Raw genomic sequence first — 21514 nt, forward strand, 5'->3', positions numbered from 1 at the left:
CCTCGTTACTTGTACGCGTCCCCCCGCGAGCCCTGCGCGCTGCGTGCGCAAGCCCACAGACCGGATCATGCCGCTTGCGCGGATCTCCGAGCCGTCCCCACCCGGACGGCTTGTCCGCCAATTTCCGCAACATCCTATTGGCAGAGCGTCGCGAATGAAATGCCCGCGATTAAGACATTCTTAATCATCGTTAACAGGATCGGGCCGTAACGCCTTAGCAATAAATGCAATTCTCCACTGGACTCGGCTGATTGCGGCAACTTTTCGTCAATAAACCGGCGGAACTGCGTCGCCGACCCCGAACATTTCGTTAACCATTTCCATGCTTGGGTGAGGTCAATTCACCGCCGGACCGGCGGAACCGTCGCGCGATGCCGGGGCCTGCGCCATGACGCCTGAACTGCAACGGATGGACTGGATGCCCTCGCCCCCGCTTGCACCCATCGACAGCCCGCTCGACCTCGACCATCTCTCCCGGATGACGCTCGGCGACGCGGAGCTGGAACAGGAAGTGCTGGCCATGTTCGCCGAGCAGGCGGTCCGCCTGATCGCGGCGATGGCGGCGCTGCCGGCCGAGGCGGGCGCTCTGGCCCACAAGCTCAAGGGCTCGGCGCGCGGGATCGGCGCTTTTGCGGTGGCGGATGCGGCCGCAAGCCTGGAGATCGCGGTCCAGACCGGCCATGACCAGCGCCACGCTTTCGCCGCGCTGAAAGAGGCGGTGACCGAGGCTCGCGCCGCCATCGAGGCGATGCTGAAGCCTTGAGGCCACGCGGCCGAGCCGGACTCTAGTCTCTTGTTTTGACGCGTTTTCTTCCCGCAAAGCGGGATTCACTTCGGCTGAAAACCCTATGGCGCCCGGCTGATCGACCCGTTATAGGACAGCCCGGACCCTCCTTCATTCCCAGCACCGCGGCAGCACGAGCACACATGGCCAAGATTCACTTTGTCGACCACAAGGGCGAAACCCGCACGGTGGAAATCGAGAACGGCGCAACCGTGATGGAAGCCGCGATCCGCAACAGCATTCCCGGCGTCGAGGCCGAATGCGGCGGCGCCTGCGCCTGCGCGACCTGCCATGTCTATGTCGACGAAGCCTGGCGCGAGAAGGTCGGCAGCCCGACGCCGATGGAAGAGGACATGCTTGACTTCGGCTTCGACGTGCGCCCGAATTCGCGCCTGTCCTGCCAGATCAAGGTCTCCGACGATCTCGACGGTCTCGTCGTGACGACGCCGGAACGCCAAGCCTGATCCTGACAAGCCTGATCCTTACTGGCCTGCCTCTTCCGAACTGAACTATATGTTCGGCGTCGCGACCTCGATGCCGCGCTTTTGCCAGGGTCTGAGCTTCTCGACGATCTCCGCGCTGAGCGGCGCTGGCCGCCGCGTCGCCTCGTCGAGCATGACCCCGACCGACATCGCCGAGGCGATGCACTTTCCTTGCGAGAACACGACCTGCTCGAAGGTCACTGACGTCCGTCCGAGCTTCACTACGCCTAGGCCGAGCTCGATCGTGTTCGGCCAGTGCAGCTCGGCGCGGAAGTGGATGTCGAGCCGCACCATGATCCAGGCGAGCCCTGGCGGCGTCAGTCCGTACTCCGGCAGCTTCATCAGCGTGACGCGGCCGGTCTCGAAATAGGTGGCGTAGACCGCGTTGTTGACGTGCTGGTTGGGATCGAGATCGCCGAAGCGGACGTTGTCGCTGAGGCGGTAGGGATAGTCCTCCAGGCGCGGCGTCGTATCGAGGCGGCTTGGTGCGTTCACCGATTGATCTCCGTCATATCTTTCCTCGTTACAGCCCAGTTATTTTGCCCCGGCAAGTGGGCGCGGCTGCGGGGCGCTCCCGCTTTTATGCCTTCCCTGATCCATCCCCGTTGGCTAGACAGGCAGGGTCACCTCTGCCCGCCGGGCGCGTCCAACCGATAACGACCGATAAAGAGACGACATGAGCGATGTGATCAAAACCGATGTGCTGATTATTGGCGCCGGCCCCTGCGGTCTGTTCGCCGCTTTCGAGCTTGGCCTTCTCGACATGAAGGCGCATTTCGTCGACATCCTCGACAAGGTCGGCGGCCAGTGCGCCGAGCTCTATCCGGAAAAGCCGATCTACGACATTCCCGGCATTCCGCAGGTTTCGGGGCAGGGCCTCACCGACGCGTTGATGGAGCAGATCAAGCCGTTCCATCCGACCTTCCATCTCGGCGAGATGGTCGAGACCGTGGAGAAGATCGGCGATCCCGCCTTTCGCTGCACCACCGATGCGGGCAAGGTGTTCGAATGCAAGGTGCTGGTGATCGCAGCCGGCGGCGGCTCGTTCCAGCCCAAGCGCCCGCCGGTGCCGGGCATCGAGGCCTATGAAGGCACTTCAGTCCATTACGCCGTGCGCAAGATGGAGACGTTCCGCGACAAGAACGTGCTGGTCGTCGGCGGCGGCGATTCCGCGCTCGACTGGACGCTCAATCTGCATCCGATTGCGAAGCGCATCACGCTGTTGCACCGGCGCGACGAGTTTCGCGCCGCGCCCCACAGCGTCGAGCAGATGCGCGCGCTGGTTGCCGGCGGCAAGATGGATCTCCGGCTCGGCCAGGTCACGGCGCTCTCCGGCACTGAGGGCAAGCTCACCGGCGCCACCATCAAGGGCAACGACAACAGCGTCACGGACATTGCCTGCGACACCATGCTGCCGTTCTTCGGGCTGACCATGAAGCTCGGCCCGGTCGCGAATTGGGGCATCGCGCTGGAGAACAATCTGGTGCCGGTCGAGACGTCCGCGTTCGAGACCAATGTTCCCGGCATCTTCGCGATCGGCGACATCAATACGTATCCCGGCAAGATCAAGCTGATCCTGTGCGGCTTCCACGAGGGCGCGCTGATGTCGCAAAAAGCCCATCGCTACGTCTATCCGGAGAAGCGGCTCGTGTTCCAGTACACGACCTCGTCCTCCAGCCTGCAAAAGAAGCTCGGTGTCAACTGACGGCGGCAGGGTGGGGAGGGGATGCCCCATGTTTCTGGCGCTGGAACCGTTCGCGAAATCGCCGTAGTCTGCGGCCATTCCGGTCGTGGAATAACAAGGTGATCTAATGCGGATTTTTTCCAGCTCTCGGCTGCTTCCCTTCCTCGCGCTCGCATTGTCGCTCGCGACGGTGACGCCGTCTGCGGCACAAATCGCCGAGCCCACGGCGGCGGGCCTCTGGCAGAAGGTCGAGGACGGCAAGACGGTCGGATGGTTTCTCTTCATCGACCACAACGGCATCTTCGAAGGCGTGATCGCAAAGACCTTCCCGCGGCCCGGCGACGATCCGAACGAGATCTGCAGCAAGTGCACCGACGATCGCAAGAATGCGCCGGTGCTCGGCATCTCCTTCGTCCGCAACATGAAGCGCGACGGATTGAAGTACGAAGGCGGCAACGTGCTCAATCCGCGCGACGGCCAGATCTGGAAGGCCAACATGAAGGTCAGTCCTGACGGCCAGACCCTGACCCTGCGCGGCTATCTCGGCATCGCCCTGCTAGGCAAGGATGAGGCCTGGACGCGCCTGCCTGACACCAACATCGCCCAGGTCGATCCTGCCATCGTTGCGAAATATCTGCCTGCGCAAGCCGCGGCCACCAAGCCGCCGGCACCGACGAAGAAGAGCGGCGGCACGATGATGGCGCCGGCGCCCAAGCAGTAGGCTCGAGCTCTGAGCTGGCTGATCGGCGGTAGCTTCCGGTCACGGTCATTCCCCGCACGAGCAGACGGTCTTCGCGGCGACGTTCGCCGAAAGGCGAATGCGTGCCCCGCCTGCTCCAGTAGTTCCCCGGAATGCGCGCTGGCGCCGGATTTGCATAGCTGTCCGCAAAGCTGCTGGGGAGCGAGTCGCCGTCTCCATGCCTGCCGTGCGCGGTGCTGTGGGCAGACGGCAGCGTTTGCCTCGCGGCGATCACTTCGACCGCGGAGACGACATGAGACCTGCAAGACAGTGTGCCGCCGTGCTGCTGGGGTTGACGGTTCTGCTCACCAATTCGGCGCTGGCGCGCGACGACGGGCGCTACGCCAACTCGCCGCTAAAACCCTGGTTCGAAAGCCTGCACAGCGAGTTCGGCCAGTGCTGCACCGACGCCGACGGTTACGTCATTGCCGACGTCGATTGGGAGTCCGATCGCGGCCGCTTCCGCGTCCGCATCGACGACGAATGGGTCGTGGTGCCTGACGGTGCCGTGATCACCGTGCCGAACAAGATCGGCCGCACCATGGTGTGGAAGCACTATATCGACGGCCATCCGCGCGTGCGCTGCTTCATGCCGGGCAGCATGACCTGAAAACGCTGACGGCGCCCGCATCGGATGCAGGCGCCGCAAGCGACGCGAAAGGCTCAGCGCGCTTCGCTGCCCGAACCTGCGCTCGCGAGCTGCTTGACGCGCGGCGACAGCACCGAAACCTGCGCCGGCGAGGCGGGCATGCCGGCGACGATCATCGAGGGCGCGGCCGACTGCTCTTCGACGCCGGCGCCGCCGAGCACCTGCACCTGCGTCGCCGAGATCGGCAACGATTTCACTTCGTAAGTCGGAAGTTCGCTGGCGAAAGCAACGGTCGAGCTCGCAATCACGGCGCTGGCGACGGCAATCATTGTGAGAACACGCATTGGAAAATCTCCGTTGAAGATGTCAATCGGAGGTTTGGTCGTCTCGATGCCGGAACAGGTTCGCTTGTGCGAGAACATTCCCGTGGCCGTCGGCGAACATATTGATTGCTTGATGCGCAACGACGAAACGAGAAAGAAGTTTTTCGCGCCAGTGTTTCCGGACGGTTTCGCGGATTGACCGGCGCAGCTCGCGGTCAGCCCGCTTGCAGATCCATGTGTGGAGACCTGCTCGGCGCTACGGCTATCGGAAAGCGCAGGCTCATGCTCGTGCCGCGGCCAGGCGTGGAGGCGATGACCAGCTCGCCGCCGTGCGCGGCCATGATCTCGCGGACGATCGACAGGCCGAGGCCCGCGCCATCGCCGGCAGTGTTGCCGGTCTGAAACGGCTCGGTCAGCCCGTGCTCCACGCCGTCCGGCAGGCCTGCGCCGTCGTCGTCAATCGAGATGCCGTCGCGGCCGAGCGTGGCGACGATGCGTCGTGCGCCACGGGCGTGGATGAGCGCGTTGCCGACGAGATTGGCGAGCGCGCTGCGAATCGCGGCGTCCACGCCCTGCACCAGGAGCGGACCTTTCTCGGCCTGTTCCAGCGCGAGCTCGATGCCGGCGTCCAGTGCCGAGGGGCCGAAATCGGCGAGCACGTCCAGCGTGATCTGGGCGAGATCGATCGGCCGTTTTTCGATCGCATGGTTTTGCAGCCGCGCCAGATCGAGCATCGCGGAGACCAGCGAAGTCAGGCGCCTGATATCGCGCACCAGTTCGGCCTTCAGGGCAGGCTCGGGTACGTCTTCGACCTTCGCACGCAGCAGCGTCAGCGGCGTGCGGAGCTGATGGGCGGCATTGCCGAGGAAGCGGCGTTGCATCCTGATATAGGCATCGATCTCGCCGAAGGCGCGGTTTAGCGCCTCGACCAGCGGCTTCAGCTCGCGCGGGACCTCGGACAGCGAGATCAGGCCCTGCGGGGCCGATGGATCGATCGCGAGGGCGCGACGCGCGACCCGCTCGATGCCGCGTGAGACGAAACGCGCAGCAAGCGCCGACCCGATCGCGACGGTGGCCGCAAAGGCCAGCGCTACCACGAGGATCGAAAAGAAGCTGCGGGCGAGGAAGCTTCTTGCGAGCCGGCCGAAGCGGACCTGAGGCTCGCCGACCATCGTCGTGAGCCGCAAGGCGCCCCGTTGCGCAACCGCGAGACAGAACGTGCTGTTCTGGTCGGGTGTGCTGAAGACGGACAAGCCGACAGGCCCGCGATAGGGAAAGGCGAAGGGTAGCTGTGGCCGGTGCTCGCTGCCGTACTCGCTGACAAGATTGCCGACGGAGACGACGTACCAGAGGTTTGGACTGTCCGCCTTCAGCTCTTCGAGCGCGGGAGTGGGGCGCACCGTCAGGTTTTGCCCATCGATAACAGTGGCGCGATCGAGAACGGCGGCCACGACCCGGCACGCCCTGAACTCGCGTTCCTCCATCGGGTACCGCGAGACGAAGATCGCGACCATGATCAGGAAGATCGTCGTCGCGGCGATGCCGAGCGAAAACGCAAACGTATGGGCGATCGACCTCATCGCGGCGTTGCCAGCCGCAGGATGTAGCCGATGCCCCGCATGCTGCGGATCTCGACGTCGCCGCCGAGCTCGAGCAATTTCTTCCTCAGGCGCGAGACCTGCGCTTCGAGCGTGTTGGATTCGATCTCGTCGTCGAAGCCGTAAATCTCCTCGATCAGGGCGGCGCGGGTGATGACGCGGTCGCGCCGCATCAACAGCGCTCCCAGGATCAGTGCCTCGCGCCGCCGCAACAGGATCCTGGTGTCGGCAACCACCGCCTCGTTGCTTCCGAGATGCAGCTCCACATTGCCGAGCGACAGCACCGAAGGGGCGAGCAGCCGGGGCCGCCGCAGCACCGCCCGTACGCGCGCGATCAATTCCTGCGGCTCGAACGGTTTTCCGAGATAGTCGTCGGCGCCGCCGTTGAGACCCTCGACGACGTCTTCCTTGGCGTCCTTGGACGTCAGCATGATGATCGCGGGCCGGTCCGGGGATTGGCTCAGGGCCGTGACCACCTGGAGCGCATCGCCGTCGGGCAGCATGCGGTCGATGATGGCGAGATCATATTTGAAATTGTCGAGCGCCTGGCGGGCATCGGCAATCGAGCCAACGAGGTCGACGATTCCGTGCAATTGCCCGAGCAGGCGGCTGACATAGGCGCCGATCTGCGGTTCGTCTTCGATTACGAGGGAACGCACGCGGGTCGTCCTTGACTCTGCTGGGCAACAAATCCCCGAGCGTGACGCTCCCTGGCCGAAGTCTGGCGTTTCGGCTCCTGCGCAGGGTTCCCATAAAGGCAGCGAGCTTGGCGAATAAAAGGCAGATGCGAGTGGGGTGACCGGCAGTGCCGGCCAAAGTTTGGGCGCGTGAATGCCTCCCGGCAATGTTCGGGCAATGTTGGTTCGATGGCGCACGCTTCATGCGCGCCGGGAGCATCTTGGGACGGTGGTTGTCGCCTTGCAATCTTGGGGCAATTTTGCCGGACCACATGCTGGAGCTCCAACCACACGAGTCGACCAGGCCAGGAAGGCCGGTCCGGGGCCCTGTAATGAAGCATTTTGACGACGCCGCTCTTCGCCTCACGGTGAATGTGCGGCTCACGACCACCTTGCTCGCCGCACTCGGCGCGATCATGGCGATCCCTCAATCCGCATCGGCGCAGACCGCGTTCACGCTGCCGGCGCCGCCGTTCGAGCTGCCGATGCTGCCTTCGCCCTCCGGCAATTGGACGATCATGGTCGGCATCGGTGGTGAGTACACACCGGATTTCGTCGGATCGAAGAACGGCAAGCTCATGCCGATCCCGATCTTCTCCATCCGCCGCGCCGGATCGAACGACCAGTTTCGGGGCCCGCGCGACAGCGCGAGCATCGCGCTGCTCGACGTCGGCAATTTTCGCGCAGGGCCTGCGTTCAAATACGTCACCTCGCGCAAGGCCGACAAATATGCCGAGCTGACGGGCCTTGGCGACGTCAAGGCCGCCTATGAGCTCGGCGGCTTCGTCGAATATTATCCGGTCGACTGGCTCCGCCTGCGCAGCGAATTGCGCCAGGGCATGGGTGGCCATACCGGCACCGTCGCCGACATCTCCGCGGACGTCATCGTGCCGCTGATTCAAAGGCTGACGATCTCGGCCGGCCCGCGCTTCGCCTGGAAGAGCACCAACGCGACCGCGCCGTATTTCGGCGTCGATGCCGCGCAGGCACTGGTGTCGGGATTGCCGACGTACAATGCCAAAGGCGGTGCGCACTCGGTCGGGTTCGGCAGCCAGGTCTCTTATCGCATCAATCCGCAGTGGGAGGTCCATGCCTATGTCGAATACGAGAAGCTGCTCGGCGACGCCGCGGACAGTCCGCTGGTGAAGCTGCGGGGATCGTCGAACCAAACCACCGTCGGCATCGGAGCGTCCTACTCGTTCGATTTCAGGATTCGATGAGCCGCCATGCGCCGCATTGCATTTCTATGGCTCGGCCTTGCAGCCGCTTGCGTCGCCCTCGGCGCCGCCGCTGCGTTCGAGACCCGCGCGAGCCGGATTCAGGCGATCAAGACGGTCGGCATCGTCTCCGCCATCGGCGAGGAGATGAGCCTTTCACAGGCAGGCCTTACCAAGCTCGGCTCCACCGGGCAAAGCGCCTCGATCAGTGCATGGGGACTGGACGAGCTGATCGTCCAGCAGGCGACCAGGCTGCTGGGCGCACGCTATCGCGTTCAGGCCGTCAACTACACCCGCGCCGCGTTCGCCGCGATCCGGGATTCGGCGGTCACGCCCGTCAATCTGCTGCGGAGCGATCCGTTCAAGGAGCTGGTTCGCACCGATGTCACGCCCCAGGGACTCGATGCGTACATCGTCATTACCCGCGCGAGATCGAAACTCGGCAACGGCCGCAACGTCGAGGGTGTCGGGCTCGCCGAATACCGGACGCTGCTTGCGGACTACGGCCTGATCCACGTGCTGTATGAGGTCCGCGTCATCGACGGCAAGACGTTCGATGTGATCGAAAAGCGGGCGGCCGCGCCGCTCGACAACACCGGGACCCTGAGGATCGCAGGCCCCAGCGGGCCGATCGACGGGACATTTGACGGTCCGGCTTCGAGCGAACGGCTGCGCGCGGCGATTGCGGATCTCATCACGCGCAGCCTGCCTGTCACGCTCGATGACATGCACCTGATCGGTGGTCAGTGAAGCCGGCTGGCGGCCTCAGGTCACCGGCGCGGGGTTGAACAGCGTCAGATCATTGTGGATGCCCCAGCGGTCCGACCATGGCTTGGTGCGGCCGGAGGCGACGTCGAGGATGAGCCGGAACAGGTCCCAGCCGGTCTCCTCGATGGTCTTCTCGCCGGTGGCGATGCGGCCTGCGTCGAAGTCGATCAGGTCTTTCCAGCGGCGGGCAAGCTCGCTGCGGGTCGCGACCTTGATCACGGGTGCGGCCGCAAGGCCGTAGGGCGTGCCGCGGCCGGTGGTGAATACCTGCAGAGTCATGCCGGAGGCGAGCTGGAGCGTGCCGCAGATGAAGTCGGACGCGGGGGTTGCCGCGAACAGCATGCCCTTCTGCGTCGCCTTCTCGCCGGGCGAGAGCACGCCGGTGATGGCGCTCGAGCCGGACTTCACGATCGAGCCGAGTGACTTCTCGACGATGTTGGCGAGGCCGCCCTTCTTGTTGCCGGGCGTGGTGTTGGCGCTGCGATCGGCGCCGCCGCGGGCGAGATAGGAATCATACCAGGCCATCTCGCGCACCAGCGCGCGGCCGACGTCCGCGTTGATGGCACGGCGGGTGAGCAGCTGGATGGCATCGCGCACCTCGGTCACTTCCGAGAACATCACGGTGGCGCCGGCGCGCACCAGGAGGTCCGCGGCGAAGCCGACGGCAGGATTGGCGGTGACGCCGGAGAACGCGTCGCTGCCGCCGCATTGCAGGCCGATCACCAGATCGGACGCCGGGCAGGTCTCGCGGGTGCGCGTGTTGAGGATTTTCAGCCGCGCCTCCGCCTGGGTCATGATCGCGTCGACGATCGCACCGAAACCGTCGAAGGCTTCGTCCTGCATCCGCACGATGGCATCGCTGACGCCTTCCGGCACCAGCCGCTCCGGTGCGAGCTTCTCGCAGCCAAGGCCGACGACCAGGATCTCGCCGCCGAAATTCGGGTTCAGCGCGATGTTCTGCAGCGTGCGGATCGGCACCACCGCGTCGGGTGCGGTGATCGCGACGCCGCAGCCATAGGCATGCGTTAGCGGCACGACGTCGTCGACGTTGGGGTATTTCGGCAGCAGCTCGGCGCGGATGCGCTTCACCGCGTATTCCATCGTGCCCTTGACGCATTGCACGGAGGAGGAGATGCCGAGGATGTTCTTGGTGCCGACCGATCCGTCCGGATTGCGATAACCTTCGAACGTAAAGCCTTCGAGCGGCGGCAGCGGCGCGGGGACGGCGGTCGAGATTTCGAGCTTGTCGAGGTCGGGGGCATCCGGCATGCGAATGCGCGCCTCGTCGACCCATTCGCCGGCCAGGATCGGCGAGAGCGCGTAGCCGATCACCTCGCCATACCGGACGATCGGCTGATCTTGCGCGATGTCGACCAGCGCCGTCTTGTGCCCCTGCGGCACGAAGGCGCGCAGCGTCAGGCCGCTGGCAAAGCGGGAGCCGGCGGGAAGCCCGAAATCATTGACCACGATCGCGACATTGTCGCGCTCGTTGAGCTTGATGTAGCGGGGCTGCTCTTTCGCTGCGACGTCCTGGTCCATCTGCGCCTGCCTTCCGAAGCCGTAGGGTGGGCAAAGGCGCAACGCGCCGTGCCCACCATGCTTCACACCGAACGTAAGCGGTGGGCACGCTTCGCTTTGCCCACCCTACGATATCTTCCCCGCGGTCAACCCGGGAACGTATAAGCCGTCTTCACCGTGGTGTAGAACTCGCGCGCGTAGGAGCCCTGCTCGCGGGCGCCGTAGCTCGAGCCCTTCCGGCCGCCGAACGGCACGTGATAGTCGACGCCGGCGGTCGGCAGATTGACCATCACCATGCCGGACTCGCTGTTGCGCTTGTAGTGCGAGGCGTATTTCAGGCTGGTGGTGCAGATGCCCGAAGCAAGGCCGAACTCGGTGTCGTTGGAGATCGCCAGCGCCTCCTCGTAGTTCTTGGCGCGGATGACGGCGGCGACCGGGCCAAAGATCTCCTCACGCGCGATGCGCATGTTGTTGTTGGCCTCGGTGAACAGCGCCGGCTGCAGGTAGTGGCCGGGCGTCTCGCGCTTGAGCAGCTCGCCGCCGAACGACAGCTTGGCACCCTCGTCCTGGCCGATCTTGATGTAGCGCAGGTCCTGGTCGAGCTGGCTCTGGTCCACGACAGGGCCGATATGCACGCCGGCCTTGAGCGCGTCGTCGACCGACAGTCCGTTCAGGCGCTCGGCCACCGCCGCGACGAAGCGGTCGTGGATGCCCTCGGTGACGATCAGGCGGGAGGAGGCGGTGCAGCGCTGGCCGGTGGAGAAATAGGCGCCGTTGACGGCGACCTCGACGGCGGTCTTGAGGTCGGCGTCATCGAGCACGACCAGCGGATTCTTGCCGCCCATCTCGAGCTGGAACTTCTTCATCGGGTTCGAGAGCACGCAGGCCTGCGCGATCTTGCGTCCGGTTTGCACCGAGCCGGTGAAGGAGATCGCGGCCACATCGGGGTGGTCGAGCAGGGTCTGGCCGACCACGGAGCCGGAGCCAACCACGAGGTTGAACACGCCGGCGGGAATGCCGGAGCGGGTGATGATTTCGGCCAGCGCATGACCCGAGCCCGGCACCAGCTCGGCCGGCTTGAACACCACCGTGTTGCCGTAGCAAAGCGCAGGCGCGATCTTCCAGGCCGGGATCGCGATCGGGAAATTCCAGGGCGTGATCATGCCGACGACGCCGACCGGCTCACGGGTGAGCTCGACGTCGAGGCCGGGACGCACGGAGGCGCCCTTTTCGCCGATCAGGCGCAGAGCCTCGCCGGCGAAGAACGCAAAGATCTGGCCGGCACGCGCGACCTCGCCGATGCCCTCAGGCAGCGTCTTGCCTTCCTCGCGCGCGAGCAGGCGGCCGAGCTCTTCCTTGCGGGCGAGGATCTCGAGGGAAATCTTGTTCAGCGCGTCGAAGCGCGCCTGCGGCGTTGACTGCGCCCAGGCGGGGAAGGCGGCCTTGGCGGCGGCGATCGCCTTCTCGGTCTGCGCCTTGTCGGCCTTGGCGTATTCGCCGACAACGTCGTTGGTGTTGGAGGGGTTGATGTTCTTGGTGACGCCAGAGCCATCGACCCATTCGCCGCCGATGAAGTTCTTCAGGATCGCAGTCATCTTTTCCTCCGAGGAAGTATTTTAACGCACGAGGCACGGACGCTTGTCGTCAAAGGTCCAGCCGGGGATCAGGTCCTGCATGGCAATAGCGTCATCGCGGGCACCGAGTCCATGCTGCTTGTAGAGGTCATGCGCCGCGTCGATAGCGGCCCTGTCGATTTCGATACCCAGGCCCGGCCGGTCCGGGACTGCAATCTTGCCGCCCTTGATCCGGAGCGGCTCCCTGGTGAGCGCTTGGCCGTCCTGCCAGATCCAATGGGTGTCGATCGCAGTGACCGTGCCGGGGGCGGCGGCGCCGACATGGGTGAACATGGCCAGCGAAATGTCAAAATGGTTGTTGGAATGCGAGCCCCAGGTCAGGCCGTTGTCACGGCAGGTCTGGGCCACCCGCACCGAGCCCTGCATGGTCCAGAAATGGGGATCGGCCAGCGGAATGTCCACCGCGCCCAGGCGCAGCGCATGGGAGAGCTGCCGCCAGTCGGTGGCGATCATGTTGGTCGCGGTCGGCAAGCCGGTGGCGCGGCGGAACTCGGCCAGGATCTCGCGGCCGGAGAAGCCGGCCTCGGCGCCGCAGGGGTCCTCGGCATAGGCGAGGATGCCGTGCATGTCCTTGCAGAGCCTGATCGCCTCGTCGAGCGACCAGGCGCCGTTGGGATCGAGCGTCACGCGCGCGTTCGGAAAACGCTTTGCGATCGCGGTGACGGCCTCGATCTCCTGCTCGCCGCGCAGCACGCCACCTTTCAGCTTGAAGTCGGCGAAGCCGTAATGGTCGTGGGTGGCTTCCGCGAGCCGCACCACGGTCTCCGGCGTCATCGCTTCCTGATGGCGAAGGTCGAACCATTCGGGCTTGCCGGTCTCGCCGCTGACGTAGTCGAGCCTGGACTTGCGGCGATCGCCGACGAAGAAGAGATAGCCGAGCGTCTCGACGCCCTTGCGTTGCTGGCCTTCGCCGAGCAGCGCGGCGACCGGCAAGTTGAGATGCTGGCCAAGCAGATCAAGCAGTGCGGATTCGATCGCGGTGACGGCGTGGATCATGACGCGAAGATCGAAAGTCTGCTTGCCACGGCCGCCGGCGTCGCGGTCGGCGAAGGCGGTGCGGATGTCGGCGAGGATGTTGTTGAGCGCGCCGACGGTCTTGCCGATCACGAGATCGCGGGCGTCCTGGAGCGTCTGCCAGATCTTCTGCCCGCCCGGCACCTCGCCGACGCCGGTATGGCCGGCATTGTCGGTGAGGATGACGATGTTGCGGGTGAAGAACGGCGCATGCGCGCCGCTCAGATTGAGGAGCATGCTGTCGCGGCCCGCGACCGGGATCACCTGCATCGCCGTGACGACAGGTGCGCCAGAGATATCGGTCAGGGCCATCGCTCGCTCCTCGCTGTTGTTGTCCTATTCTGCCGCTTGTTGTGTCGATCGGATGGCGGGCAGATTCTTCACCAGCGCGGTCACTTCCGCGATCTCCTGCTCGGTGAGGTCGGTGAGCGGCGGGCGGACCGGGCCGGAATCGCGGCCGATCACCTTCATGCCGGCCTTGATGATCGAGACGGCATAGCCCTTCTTGCGGTTGCGGATCGCGATCAGCGGCAGGATGAAGTCCTTCAGCCCGGCCTGGATTGTGGCGTGGTCACGCTTGCGCACCGCGGCGTAGAAGTTGGTGGCGAATTCCGGCACGAAGTTGAACACGGCCGAGGAATAGGTCGTCACGCCCATGTCGAGATAGGGCAGCGCGAAGGTCTCGGCGGTCGGCAGGCCGCCGACATAGGTGAGACGATCGCCGAGCTTGGTGTAGACGCGGGTCATCAGCTCGATGTCGCCGATGCCGTCCTTGTAGCCGACGAGGTTCGGGCAGCGCTCAGCGAGGCGCGCCAGCGTGTCGGGCTGCAGGATCGCGTTGTCGCGGTTGTAGACGATGACGCCGATCTTCACGGCGGCGCAGACCGCCTCGACATGGGCGGCAAGGCCCTCCTGCTCGGAGTGGGTGAGGTAGGGCGGCAGCAGCAGCAGGCCGTCCGCGCCGGCCTTCTCCGCGCCGATTGCGATCTCGCGGGCGATCGCGGTGCCATAGCCGGTGCCGGCGAGCACGGGCACGCGGCCCTTGGTCTCGTCGACGGCGACCTTGACGACTTCAGGGACCTCGGTCGGCGTCAGCGAGAAGAATTCGCCGGTGCCGCCGGCGGCGAACAGGCCTGCGACATCATAGCCGCACAGCCAGTCCATGTTGGCGCGATAGGTCGCCTCGTCGAAGGAGTAGTCAGCCTTGAAGGGCGTGACGGGGAAAGACAGGAGGCCAGATCCGATCTTCTGGGCCATTTCCTGCGGGGTCATCTTGCTCATGGGCGCGGCTCCCTCATTGCGTGTTGTGGAGGACGCAAGCAGAAGGCTGCGCGTCCATGCGCCGTGGTTTAGGAGACCGTTCGATGCGGGTCCAAGCCAAAGCCTATATCGACCGATGCGAAATCAGCATCAATCTTCGGATGGCTCCGCAGAGGCCAGTTCGCCGGCGATTTTGACCAGCGCCGACAGCAGCGGATTCTCGTCGTCGCGGCGCCAGACCATGAACAGCTCGACGGGGACGCGCGTGCGCAGCTTCAGCGGGCGCAGGCGCACGTCGGAAATCTTCAGGCTCGCCGCCGCCGCCGGCACGATGGCAAGGCCGAGGCCGGCGCGCACCATGGCGAGGATCGAGTGGATCTGGCTGAGATGCTGGACGTAGCGCGGCAGCACGTCGGCACGGGTGAAAAGCGCCACCAGGAGATCGTGGAAGTAGCGGCTCTCATAGGGCGAATACATCACGAAGGGCTGGTCGTCGAAATCCTTGATGGTGATGCTGTCGGCATTCGCCAGCGGATGCTTCTTCGGGATCGCGGCGAGCAGCGGCTCGGCGACGACGCGGCGGCTGGTGAGCTCGGGCCGCGCGATCGGCGGCCTGAGCAGGCCGGCGTCGATCTGGCCCGACGTCAGCGCCTCGAACTGGTCGCCCGACACCATCTCCTTCAGCGAGAAATCCACCTCGGGCAGTTTGGCGCGGCAGGCCGCGACCAGTTCGGGCAGGAAGCCATAGGCCGCGGCCGCGGTGAAGCCGATCTTCAGCGAGCCGGTCTTGCCGAGCGCGATGCGGCGGGCGACTTGCGAGGCGCTTTCGGCGAGCTTGAGGATGCGCCGCGCCTCCGGCAGGAAGCTACGCCCGGCCGGCGTCAGGCGCACCGAGCGGCTGGTGCGCTCGAGCAGCGGCGCATCGATGATGTGCTCGAGCACCTGGATCTGCCGGGACAGCGGCGGCTGGGTCATGTTCAGCCGCGTCGCGGCGCGGCCGAAATGCAGTTCCTCCGCCACCGTGACGAAACAGCGGAGCTGGTTGAGGTCGAACATCGATACATGCCTTAGATGGATAAGGCGTTTCCCCGGTACTTCTAGCATCGATCATCCCCAAAACAAAGACGGCGGCTTTTTGGGCCGCCGTTGAGTTGCCTGGTCAAGCTCCCATCGGGAGCCCTCAGGAGGAACGTTTGAGCGTCACCCGCTCGATCTTGCCGACGATGACGAGATAGGCGAACGCCGCCACCAACGCGTTGAGGCCCACGAACACCAGCGCGCCGTTGAACGAGCCGGTCGCGGCCAGGATGTAGCCGATCACGATCGGCGTGGTGATCGAGGACAAATTGCCGAAGGTGTTGAACAGGCCGCCGGAGACGCCGCCGGCTTCCTTCGGCGAGGTGTCGGAGACGACCGCCCAGCCGAGCGCACCGATGCCCTTGCCGAAGAAGGCGAGCGCCATGAAGCCGACCACCATCGCCTGTCCGTCGACATAGTTGCAGGCGATGATCGACATCGACAGCAGCATGCCGCCGACGATCGGGATCTTGCGTGCCATGGTCAGCGAGCCGGTCCGGCGCAGGATCGCATCGGAAATGATGCCGCCGAGCACGCCGCCGATGAAGCCGCACAGCGCCGGCAGCGTCGCGACGAAGCCGGCTTGCAGGATCGACAGGCCGCGCTCCTTGACCAGGTAGACCGGGAACCAAGTCAGGAAGAAATAGGTCAGCGTGTTGATGCAATACTGGCCGAGATAGACGCCGAGCATCATGCGGTTGGAGAGCAGCTGACGGATGTGGTCCCAGCCGGAGCCGACCTCTTGCGCACGCTCGCGCAACTGATCGTTCTTGGGCGCGTCGAGATCGACCAGCGCGCCGCCTTCCTTGATGTAGTCGAACTCGGCATCGTTGATCGAAGGATGCTCCTTCGGGCCGTAAATGGTCTTGAGCCAGACGAAGCCCATGACGATGCCGAGCGCGCCCATCACGAAGAACACGAAGCGCCAGCCATGGGCATGCGCGATCCAGCCCATCAGCGGCGCGAAGATCACGGTGGCGAAATACTGTCCCGAGTTGAAGAAGGCCGACGCGGTGCCGCGCTCGTTGCCCGGAAACCATGCCGCGACGATGCGGGCGTTGGCGGGGAAGGAGGGCGCTTCCGCGACGCCGACAAGGAGGCGGAGCGCGAACAGCACGACAACAGCCGTGCCGGCGCTGAGGAAGCCAACCCAGCCCTGCATCAGCGTGAACAGCGACCAGACGATGATGCTGAAGGCATAGACAAGGCGCGAGCCATAGCGGTCGAGCAGCCAGCCGCCCGGGACCTGCGCCGCGACATAGGACCAGCCGAACGCCGAGAAGATCCAGCCCATGGCGACGGGATCGAGATGCAGCTCCTTGGACAGCGCGGGGCCTGCGATCGACAGCGTGGCGCGGTCGGCATAATTGACGGTGGTGACCAGGAACAACATGGTCACGATGAACAGCCTGACGCGAGACCTTCTCACGTCCGCTGCGGACACCACTGCGCTCATCAGGCGCCTCCTCAAGTCGAAATGTTTCCTCGATCCGACTCCTAGAGGCGCGCGCGGCAAAGTGTCCAAGCTCAAGGGGGTATCGATCGATACCGTTTTTGGATTGATGAAACGGCAAGTAGCGGGGAACGATGCTGGCGCGGAGTGAATGTGCGAGCACCAAGCACTCCGCTGTCGTTCCGCGCGAAGGCGGGGAATCCAGTACGCCGCAGCCTCGATTCAAGACTGCCGTCGCGGCGTACTGGATCGCCCGGTCAAGCCGGGCTGCCGAGGTGCGAGGACGTTGCGCGTAGCCCGCATGAGCGAAGCGATATGCGGGGAGATGGCTCCGGATGTCGCTGCGCTCATCCGGGCTACGACTCGCAAAAGGAGTCTTCGCGCGCGCTACTGCTTTGCGCTCGGCAACAGCTGCGGCAGAAATCCGCGCGTGACGCCCGGCGGCACGGCATCGAGCCCGAGCACGGCGCTCGCGGCCGGCAGCGCCGCATCCGCCATCGCCGCATGCCCTTCCGCGCTCGGATGCACCGCGCCGCCATAAACGGCGGAGAGCACGCCCCAGGTGGCGTCGTGAATGTCGGTCGGCTGGCTCGCCGCCGGCAATCCCTGCGGATAGGTCATCGCGGCAAAATAGCTGTCATTGGCATCGCGGATCCAGCGCGCGCGGGGTAAATAGGCGCGGTATTCCGAGGCGCCGCGGCCGCACAGCATCGGCTGGCTCGCCGCGCTCACGATGTCTGGATTGAAGCTCTGGCCGTTCTCGGCAAAGCAGCTGCGGTCGAATTCGGGGTCGTTGCCGGAATGGGCGCAGAAGCCGTGATCGGCGAACGCCGCCTGATGCGCATCGACGAAGGTCATGCGGTCGGCTTCGGGATCGCGGCACAGCGCGCCGCGGGTGCAGGTGGCGAGCCCCTTCAGCTGCGGCAAGAACTCGGTGTCGACGAAGGTCGAGACGCGGGCAAGGCGCTGCGGATCGGCGTTGAAGGCCGGATGGATGTCGAAGCCGGCCCGGCCGCCGCGGCAGGGCACGCCGCCGTCGGCGAGCGCGGGGTTGGCGTAGGAAACATAGACGACATGCGAGAGGTCGCCGCCGACCAGCGGCTTGAGCGCCTCGCGCAGCTTGACGAAGTTCTGCGGCAGTTCGCGCGCCAGCGCATCGCGGGAATCGTCGACGCTCGCCATCACGCCGGAGCGGCGGAACAGCGCGCGCTCGGTCGCGGTCTCGACGATCACGTCGGCAACGAGACCGGAGAAATAGACGTCGTTGGCGCCGACAGAGAGCAGCACGAGGTCGAGCGTGCGGTCGGGCTGGCGCTTCTTCGCCGCGGTGAGCGCCTCGCGCAACTCGGCGACTTGCGCGTTCACGCTGGTGTTGCAGACACCGGTCTTGCCGGGCGGGCATTCGCGGGCGCGCTGCGAGCCGAGCAGCCCATCGCCGATGCTGGCACCGGTGCAGGCGAGCGGCAGGTAGGTCACTGCGATGTGGGTGTAGCGCACGGCGAGTGCGAGGGCGGTGCGCGTCTGGTAGCTGTAGAGCGAGCGGTGGCAGGGCGAGTTGAACCAGAGCGCGCTGTAACGCTGCCAGTTGGCCAGCGTGTCCGGCGCCTCGCAGGCGCGGCCGCCTTTGAAGCCGTGGCGGCTCGGCCGGTAGTACTGCGCGCCGGCGGTGCCCAGATAGGAGCGGAAGCAAAACCCTTCGTCCGACAGCGCCAGCGGCCGGTCCGGATTGCCTTCGCCGGAGGCGATGCTGTCCCCGAGGCCGGCGACGAAGATGTCGCGGACCTGGATCTCGGTCTGGACGCGCTGGGTCGGATCGGAGCCGGACGAGACGTCGACGGTCGCGACCGTCTGCTTGCCGTAGCGGACGCGCAAATTGATCGGCTCGGCGCAGTCGAAGGTCGATTGTTGCGGCCCGTCGCCGTCGTCGAACGACCAGGCGCAGGTGGCGCCGACCGGCACCGCGCCAACGAGGCGGACGGTGACGGGGTGATCGATCGGGGTGAGGTAGTTTTCCTTGGTGTTGTCGCGGGTGCAGGGCTGGTTGACCCGGCCCTGGAGGTCGATGCAGAGCCGGTTGACCATGTTGCGGGCCCAGCCGCGGCCCTCGCTCTGGAGCTCCAGCGATTGCTCGGCGGCCAGGATGCTGCGGTTGCGGGCGTTCTCGACATGGAGCAGGAAGTCGCGCTCCTCGCGGAACAGCCGGAAGCGGTTACGCACCTCCCAATTGATCTGCAGGGCGCCGGTGTCCTGAGCGCTAGCGCGCTCGGGCGGCATGGCCGTCAGAATCCCGGCAAGCAACAGGGCGCCTGCGGAAAGGGTACGAAGGAATACAGGGATCATGGCCCGCGTCTTCAACGGCAAAGTTGAGGCGGAAATAAGAGAGCATTGCTCCGCCGCCCGCAACCCCGCCGGGTCCAGATCGTGGCCTACCGCTTGTTGGCCTGGCGCAGTATCCGCTCGCGCTCCATCGGCGTCACCTGCTTGGGCAGATTGGCCTGCGCGCAGGCCTCCGCCAGCCGCCGCCGCTCCTGCCAGGGCTCGACCACGTTCATCCAGAGCTCGCGCGTGCCCATGATCGAGATGGCGAGGCCGAACGGGATCACGAAATAGAGAAGGCGGAACACCAGCAGCGTCGCCAGAAGTTGCTCGCGGCCGAATTCGGGCAGCGCCAGCAGCATGGCGGCATCGAACACGCCGATCGAGCCGGGGGCATGGCTGGCGAAGCCGAGCAGCGTCGCCAGGATGAACACCACCGCCAGCGACATGAAGTCGATCGGCGGATTGGCCGGCATCAGCAGGTACATCGCCGTGGCGCAGAAGCCGAGATCGACCACCCCGATCAGGATCTGGACCAGCGTCAGCGGCGCCGACGGCAGCACCACCTTCCAGCCCTTCTGGCCGAGCTCGCGCCGCTTCTCGCCCATGCAGAGCCAGACCAGATAGGCACCGATCGAGGCGAGGCCGCCGAGCGCGATCAGCCGATTGATCGAGGAGGGGAGCTGATCCATCGAGGACGCCGCATCCGGATGGATCGCCATGCCGATCGAGAGCACGAAGATGTTACCGAGCCAGAAGGTCAGGCCCGACAGGAAGCAGATCTTGGCGACGTCGATCGCGTTCAGCCCGTAGTCCGAATAGATCCGGAAGCGGATCGCGCCGCCGGTGAAGACCGTGGCGCCGATGTTGTGGCCGATCGAATAGGACGTGAAGCTGGAGAGCGCCGCAATGCGGTACGGCACGTGCTTCTTGCCGATCGTTCGCAGTGCAAAAAAATCGTAGAAGGTCAGCGTACAGAACGCAAAGAACACGCAGATCGCCGCCAGCCCGATGCTCCCGCGGGGAATCTCGGTTAACGCGGTCAGGATGACCCCGGTATCGATGCCCTTGAGGGTCCGCACCAGCGAGGTGATCGCGAAGGCGATGATGAAGACGCTCGCGGCTACTCCGAGCCGTCGCCAGCCGATCCATCTCTTGAAGCCGCGTTGCAGCGCGGGCAGCAGTCCGTGCATTCATCCTCCCGGCGGGGGGCAAGACCGACCAGGCCAGACATTGGCCAGTCGGGTACGATCACGGCCAAAAGCAGGCATCGATCGCGGGGCATGATCCAGCTCATTTAAGGCAAAAACACCGGCTTGTGCAGCCCTTGACAACAATTGGTTCTGCGTCGGACCGATCACTTTTGTCATACGCGGTTCACATCGGCGGCGCGTTAAGCATATGAGTCGTGAAACCGGTTCGGCCCCGCGCGTTTCGTATGCCGACACCATTTCAGATGCCGGTACCGTCCGCATTGTTCCAGCGCAAGCCATCTTGGTCTTTTTGGAACGTCGATGCCGCGTGTCCGTTGGGCCCCATCAGCAACCGAACATGGCGGAATAAGCGGCTTTTCGTGCAAGCCGCTGCCTTCGTGTTCCACAAAACCGAAGAGGACGGAACGATGGGACTGTTCACAAAAGACATCAAGACCATGAACGACCTGTTCGTGCACCAGCTCCAGGACATCTATTACGCCGAGCAGCAGCTGACCAAGGCGCTGCCGAAGATGGCCAGTAAGGCCACCGATCCGCAGCTGAAGCAGGGCTTTTTGACGCACCTTGAAGAAACCAAGCAGCACGTCGCGCGGCTCGAAGAAGTGTTCAAGATGCACGGCGTCCCCGTGAAGGCGGTCGATTGTCCGGCGATCGACGGCATCATCGAGGAGGCCGACGAGACCGCCGGCGAGGTCGCCGACAAGGCGGTGCTCGATGCCGCCCTGATCAACGCGGCGCAGGCCGCCGAACATTACGAGATCGTACGCTACGGCAGCCTGATCGCCTGGGCCAAGCAGCTCGGCCGCAATGACTGCGCGACCGTGCTCGCCAAGACGCTTGAGGAGGAGAAGGCGACCGACAAAAAGCTGACCACGCTCGCCGAGAGCAAGGTCAATCTGCGCGCGGCGAGCTGATGAAGGTAAAGCGACGGGCGCGCCGCGCGGCTATCCGTGCGGCGCTCTCGCCACATATGCTCTGTCATCGCCCGCCTAGTGCGCGATTGCGCACAGGGGCGGGCGATCCAGTATTCCAGAGACAATAATGGGATACGGAGAAGCCGCGGCGTACTGGAATCCCCGCATGCGCCGGGCACGACACCGCTTGTAAGGCGAGTGCCCGCAGCATCCATCCTTCGTCCATTATCGAAACATGACTGCGCAATGAGAG

At 65.0% G+C, this 21514-nt stretch carries 21 protein-coding genes; 9 read left to right on the forward strand and 12 right to left on the reverse strand.

Annotated features, from left to right (window positions below; all coding sequences use genetic code 11):
• The first annotated feature begins 388 nt into the window (after positions 1 to 388).
• Both BM190_RS28970 and BM190_RS28975 read left to right on the forward strand, forming a co-directional pair.
• Positions 389 to 763, forward strand: coding sequence for an Hpt domain-containing protein (locus BM190_RS28970; RefSeq protein WP_092261152.1), 375 nt, complete (start codon positions 389 to 391; stop codon positions 761 to 763).
• 164 nt (positions 764 to 927) lie between these two features.
• Positions 928 to 1248 (forward strand): 2Fe-2S iron-sulfur cluster-binding protein, encoded by a 321-nt coding sequence (locus BM190_RS28975; RefSeq protein ID WP_018317347.1) that lies wholly within the window; start codon positions 928 to 930, stop codon positions 1246 to 1248.
• A gap of 45 nt (positions 1249 to 1293) precedes the next feature.
• Here the strand turns inward: BM190_RS28975 and BM190_RS28980 are convergent, their stop codons facing one another.
• Positions 1294 to 1761 (reverse strand): acyl-CoA thioesterase, encoded by a 468-nt coding sequence (locus tag BM190_RS28980; protein WP_092261155.1) that lies wholly within the window; start codon positions 1759 to 1761, stop codon positions 1294 to 1296.
• Positions 1762 to 1942: 181 nt separating this feature from the next.
• Here BM190_RS28980 and BM190_RS28985 point away from each other — a divergent pair, with 181 nt between their 5' ends.
• From BM190_RS28985 to BM190_RS28995, 3 genes are all read left to right on the forward strand, one after another.
• Complete coding sequence (locus BM190_RS28985) at positions 1943 to 2971, forward strand: NAD(P)/FAD-dependent oxidoreductase (RefSeq protein WP_092261156.1); 1029 nt, start codon at positions 1943 to 1945, stop codon at positions 2969 to 2971.
• Positions 2972 to 3077: 106 nt separating this feature from the next.
• Complete coding sequence (locus tag BM190_RS28990) at positions 3078 to 3671, forward strand: DUF2147 domain-containing protein (RefSeq protein ID WP_092261159.1); 594 nt, start codon at positions 3078 to 3080, stop codon at positions 3669 to 3671.
• Positions 3672 to 3942: 271 nt separating this feature from the next.
• Positions 3943 to 4299, forward strand: a complete 357-nt coding sequence (locus BM190_RS28995) for a hypothetical protein (RefSeq protein ID WP_177237352.1) — start codon at positions 3943 to 3945, stop codon at positions 4297 to 4299.
• Between the two features lie 53 nt (positions 4300 to 4352).
• Here the strand turns inward: BM190_RS28995 and BM190_RS29000 are convergent, their stop codons facing one another.
• On the reverse strand, positions 4353 to 4622 hold the full coding sequence (locus BM190_RS29000) for a hypothetical protein (protein ID WP_026201829.1): 270 nt from the start codon (positions 4620 to 4622) through the stop codon (positions 4353 to 4355).
• Positions 4623 to 4635: 13 nt separating this feature from the next.
• Here BM190_RS29000 and BM190_RS40730 point away from each other — a divergent pair, with 13 nt between their 5' ends.
• Positions 4636 to 4800: a hypothetical protein gene (locus BM190_RS40730; RefSeq protein ID WP_177237353.1), complete on the forward strand. Its 165-nt coding sequence runs from the start codon at positions 4636 to 4638 to the stop codon at positions 4798 to 4800.
• A gap of 16 nt (positions 4801 to 4816) precedes the next feature.
• Here the strand turns inward: BM190_RS40730 and BM190_RS29005 are convergent, their stop codons facing one another.
• Both BM190_RS29005 and BM190_RS29010 read right to left on the reverse strand, forming a co-directional pair.
• Positions 4817 to 6181: a sensor histidine kinase gene (locus tag BM190_RS29005; RefSeq protein WP_092261165.1), complete on the reverse strand. Its 1365-nt coding sequence runs from the start codon at positions 6179 to 6181 to the stop codon at positions 4817 to 4819.
• Positions 6178 to 6858 (reverse strand): response regulator transcription factor, encoded by a 681-nt coding sequence (locus BM190_RS29010; protein ID WP_018317340.1) that lies wholly within the window; start codon positions 6856 to 6858, stop codon positions 6178 to 6180. Before BM190_RS29010 ends, BM190_RS29005 begins: the two co-directional genes overlap by 4 nt.
• 350 nt (positions 6859 to 7208) lie before the next feature.
• On the opposite strand from BM190_RS29010, the gene BM190_RS29015 reads away from it, so the two are divergent.
• On the forward strand, positions 7209 to 8096 hold the full coding sequence (locus BM190_RS29015) for a MipA/OmpV family protein (protein ID WP_177237354.1): 888 nt from the start codon (positions 7209 to 7211) through the stop codon (positions 8094 to 8096).
• 6 nt (positions 8097 to 8102) lie between these two features.
• Entirely contained in the window at positions 8103 to 8843 is a 741-nt protein-coding gene (locus tag BM190_RS29020; RefSeq protein WP_092261169.1) for a hypothetical protein, read from the forward strand.
• Between the two features lie 15 nt (positions 8844 to 8858).
• Here the strand turns inward: BM190_RS29020 and garD are convergent, their stop codons facing one another.
• The 8 genes from garD to BM190_RS29060 form a co-directional block, all read right to left on the reverse strand.
• The gene (gene garD, locus BM190_RS29025) at positions 8859 to 10400 is read right to left on the reverse strand and encodes a galactarate dehydratase (protein ID WP_018317338.1); all 1542 of its coding nucleotides are present in this window, start codon (positions 10398 to 10400) and stop codon (positions 8859 to 8861) included.
• A gap of 125 nt (positions 10401 to 10525) precedes the next feature.
• Positions 10526 to 11974 carry an aldehyde dehydrogenase family protein gene (locus BM190_RS29030; protein ID WP_092261172.1) on the reverse strand — a complete coding sequence of 483 codons (1449 nt, stop codon included), beginning with the start codon at positions 11972 to 11974 and terminating at the stop codon, positions 10526 to 10528.
• 21 nt (positions 11975 to 11995) lie between these two features.
• A complete protein-coding gene (gudD, locus tag BM190_RS29035; RefSeq protein ID WP_092261175.1) occupies positions 11996 to 13339 on the reverse strand; it encodes a glucarate dehydratase in 1344 nt (447 codons plus the stop codon).
• A 24-nt stretch (positions 13340 to 13363) separates the two neighbouring features.
• Positions 13364 to 14308: a 5-dehydro-4-deoxyglucarate dehydratase gene (gene kdgD / locus BM190_RS29040; RefSeq protein WP_018317335.1), complete on the reverse strand. Its 945-nt coding sequence runs from the start codon at positions 14306 to 14308 to the stop codon at positions 13364 to 13366.
• A 129-nt stretch (positions 14309 to 14437) separates the two neighbouring features.
• Entirely contained in the window at positions 14438 to 15343 is a 906-nt protein-coding gene (locus BM190_RS29045; RefSeq protein ID WP_092261178.1) for a LysR family transcriptional regulator, read from the reverse strand.
• A gap of 124 nt (positions 15344 to 15467) precedes the next feature.
• On the reverse strand, positions 15468 to 16820 hold the full coding sequence (locus BM190_RS29050) for an MFS transporter (protein ID WP_177237355.1): 1353 nt from the start codon (positions 16818 to 16820) through the stop codon (positions 15468 to 15470).
• A 384-nt stretch (positions 16821 to 17204) separates the two neighbouring features.
• Positions 17205 to 19157 (reverse strand): SGNH/GDSL hydrolase family protein, encoded by a 1953-nt coding sequence (locus tag BM190_RS29055; protein WP_018317332.1) that lies wholly within the window; start codon positions 19155 to 19157, stop codon positions 17205 to 17207.
• An 86-nt stretch (positions 19158 to 19243) separates the two neighbouring features.
• Positions 19244 to 20326, reverse strand: a complete 1083-nt coding sequence (locus BM190_RS29060) for a lysylphosphatidylglycerol synthase transmembrane domain-containing protein (protein WP_018317331.1) — start codon at positions 20324 to 20326, stop codon at positions 19244 to 19246.
• Positions 20327 to 20754: 428 nt separating this feature from the next.
• On the opposite strand from BM190_RS29060, the gene BM190_RS29065 reads away from it, so the two are divergent.
• On the forward strand, positions 20755 to 21261 hold the full coding sequence (locus tag BM190_RS29065) for a YciE/YciF ferroxidase family protein (RefSeq protein WP_091958911.1): 507 nt from the start codon (positions 20755 to 20757) through the stop codon (positions 21259 to 21261).
• Positions 21262 to 21514: the final 253 nt, after the last annotated feature.

The sequence above is a fragment of the Bradyrhizobium sp. Rc3b genome (assembly GCF_900114915.1).
In the GTDB taxonomy this organism is placed as follows: domain Bacteria; phylum Pseudomonadota; class Alphaproteobacteria; order Rhizobiales; family Xanthobacteraceae; genus Bradyrhizobium.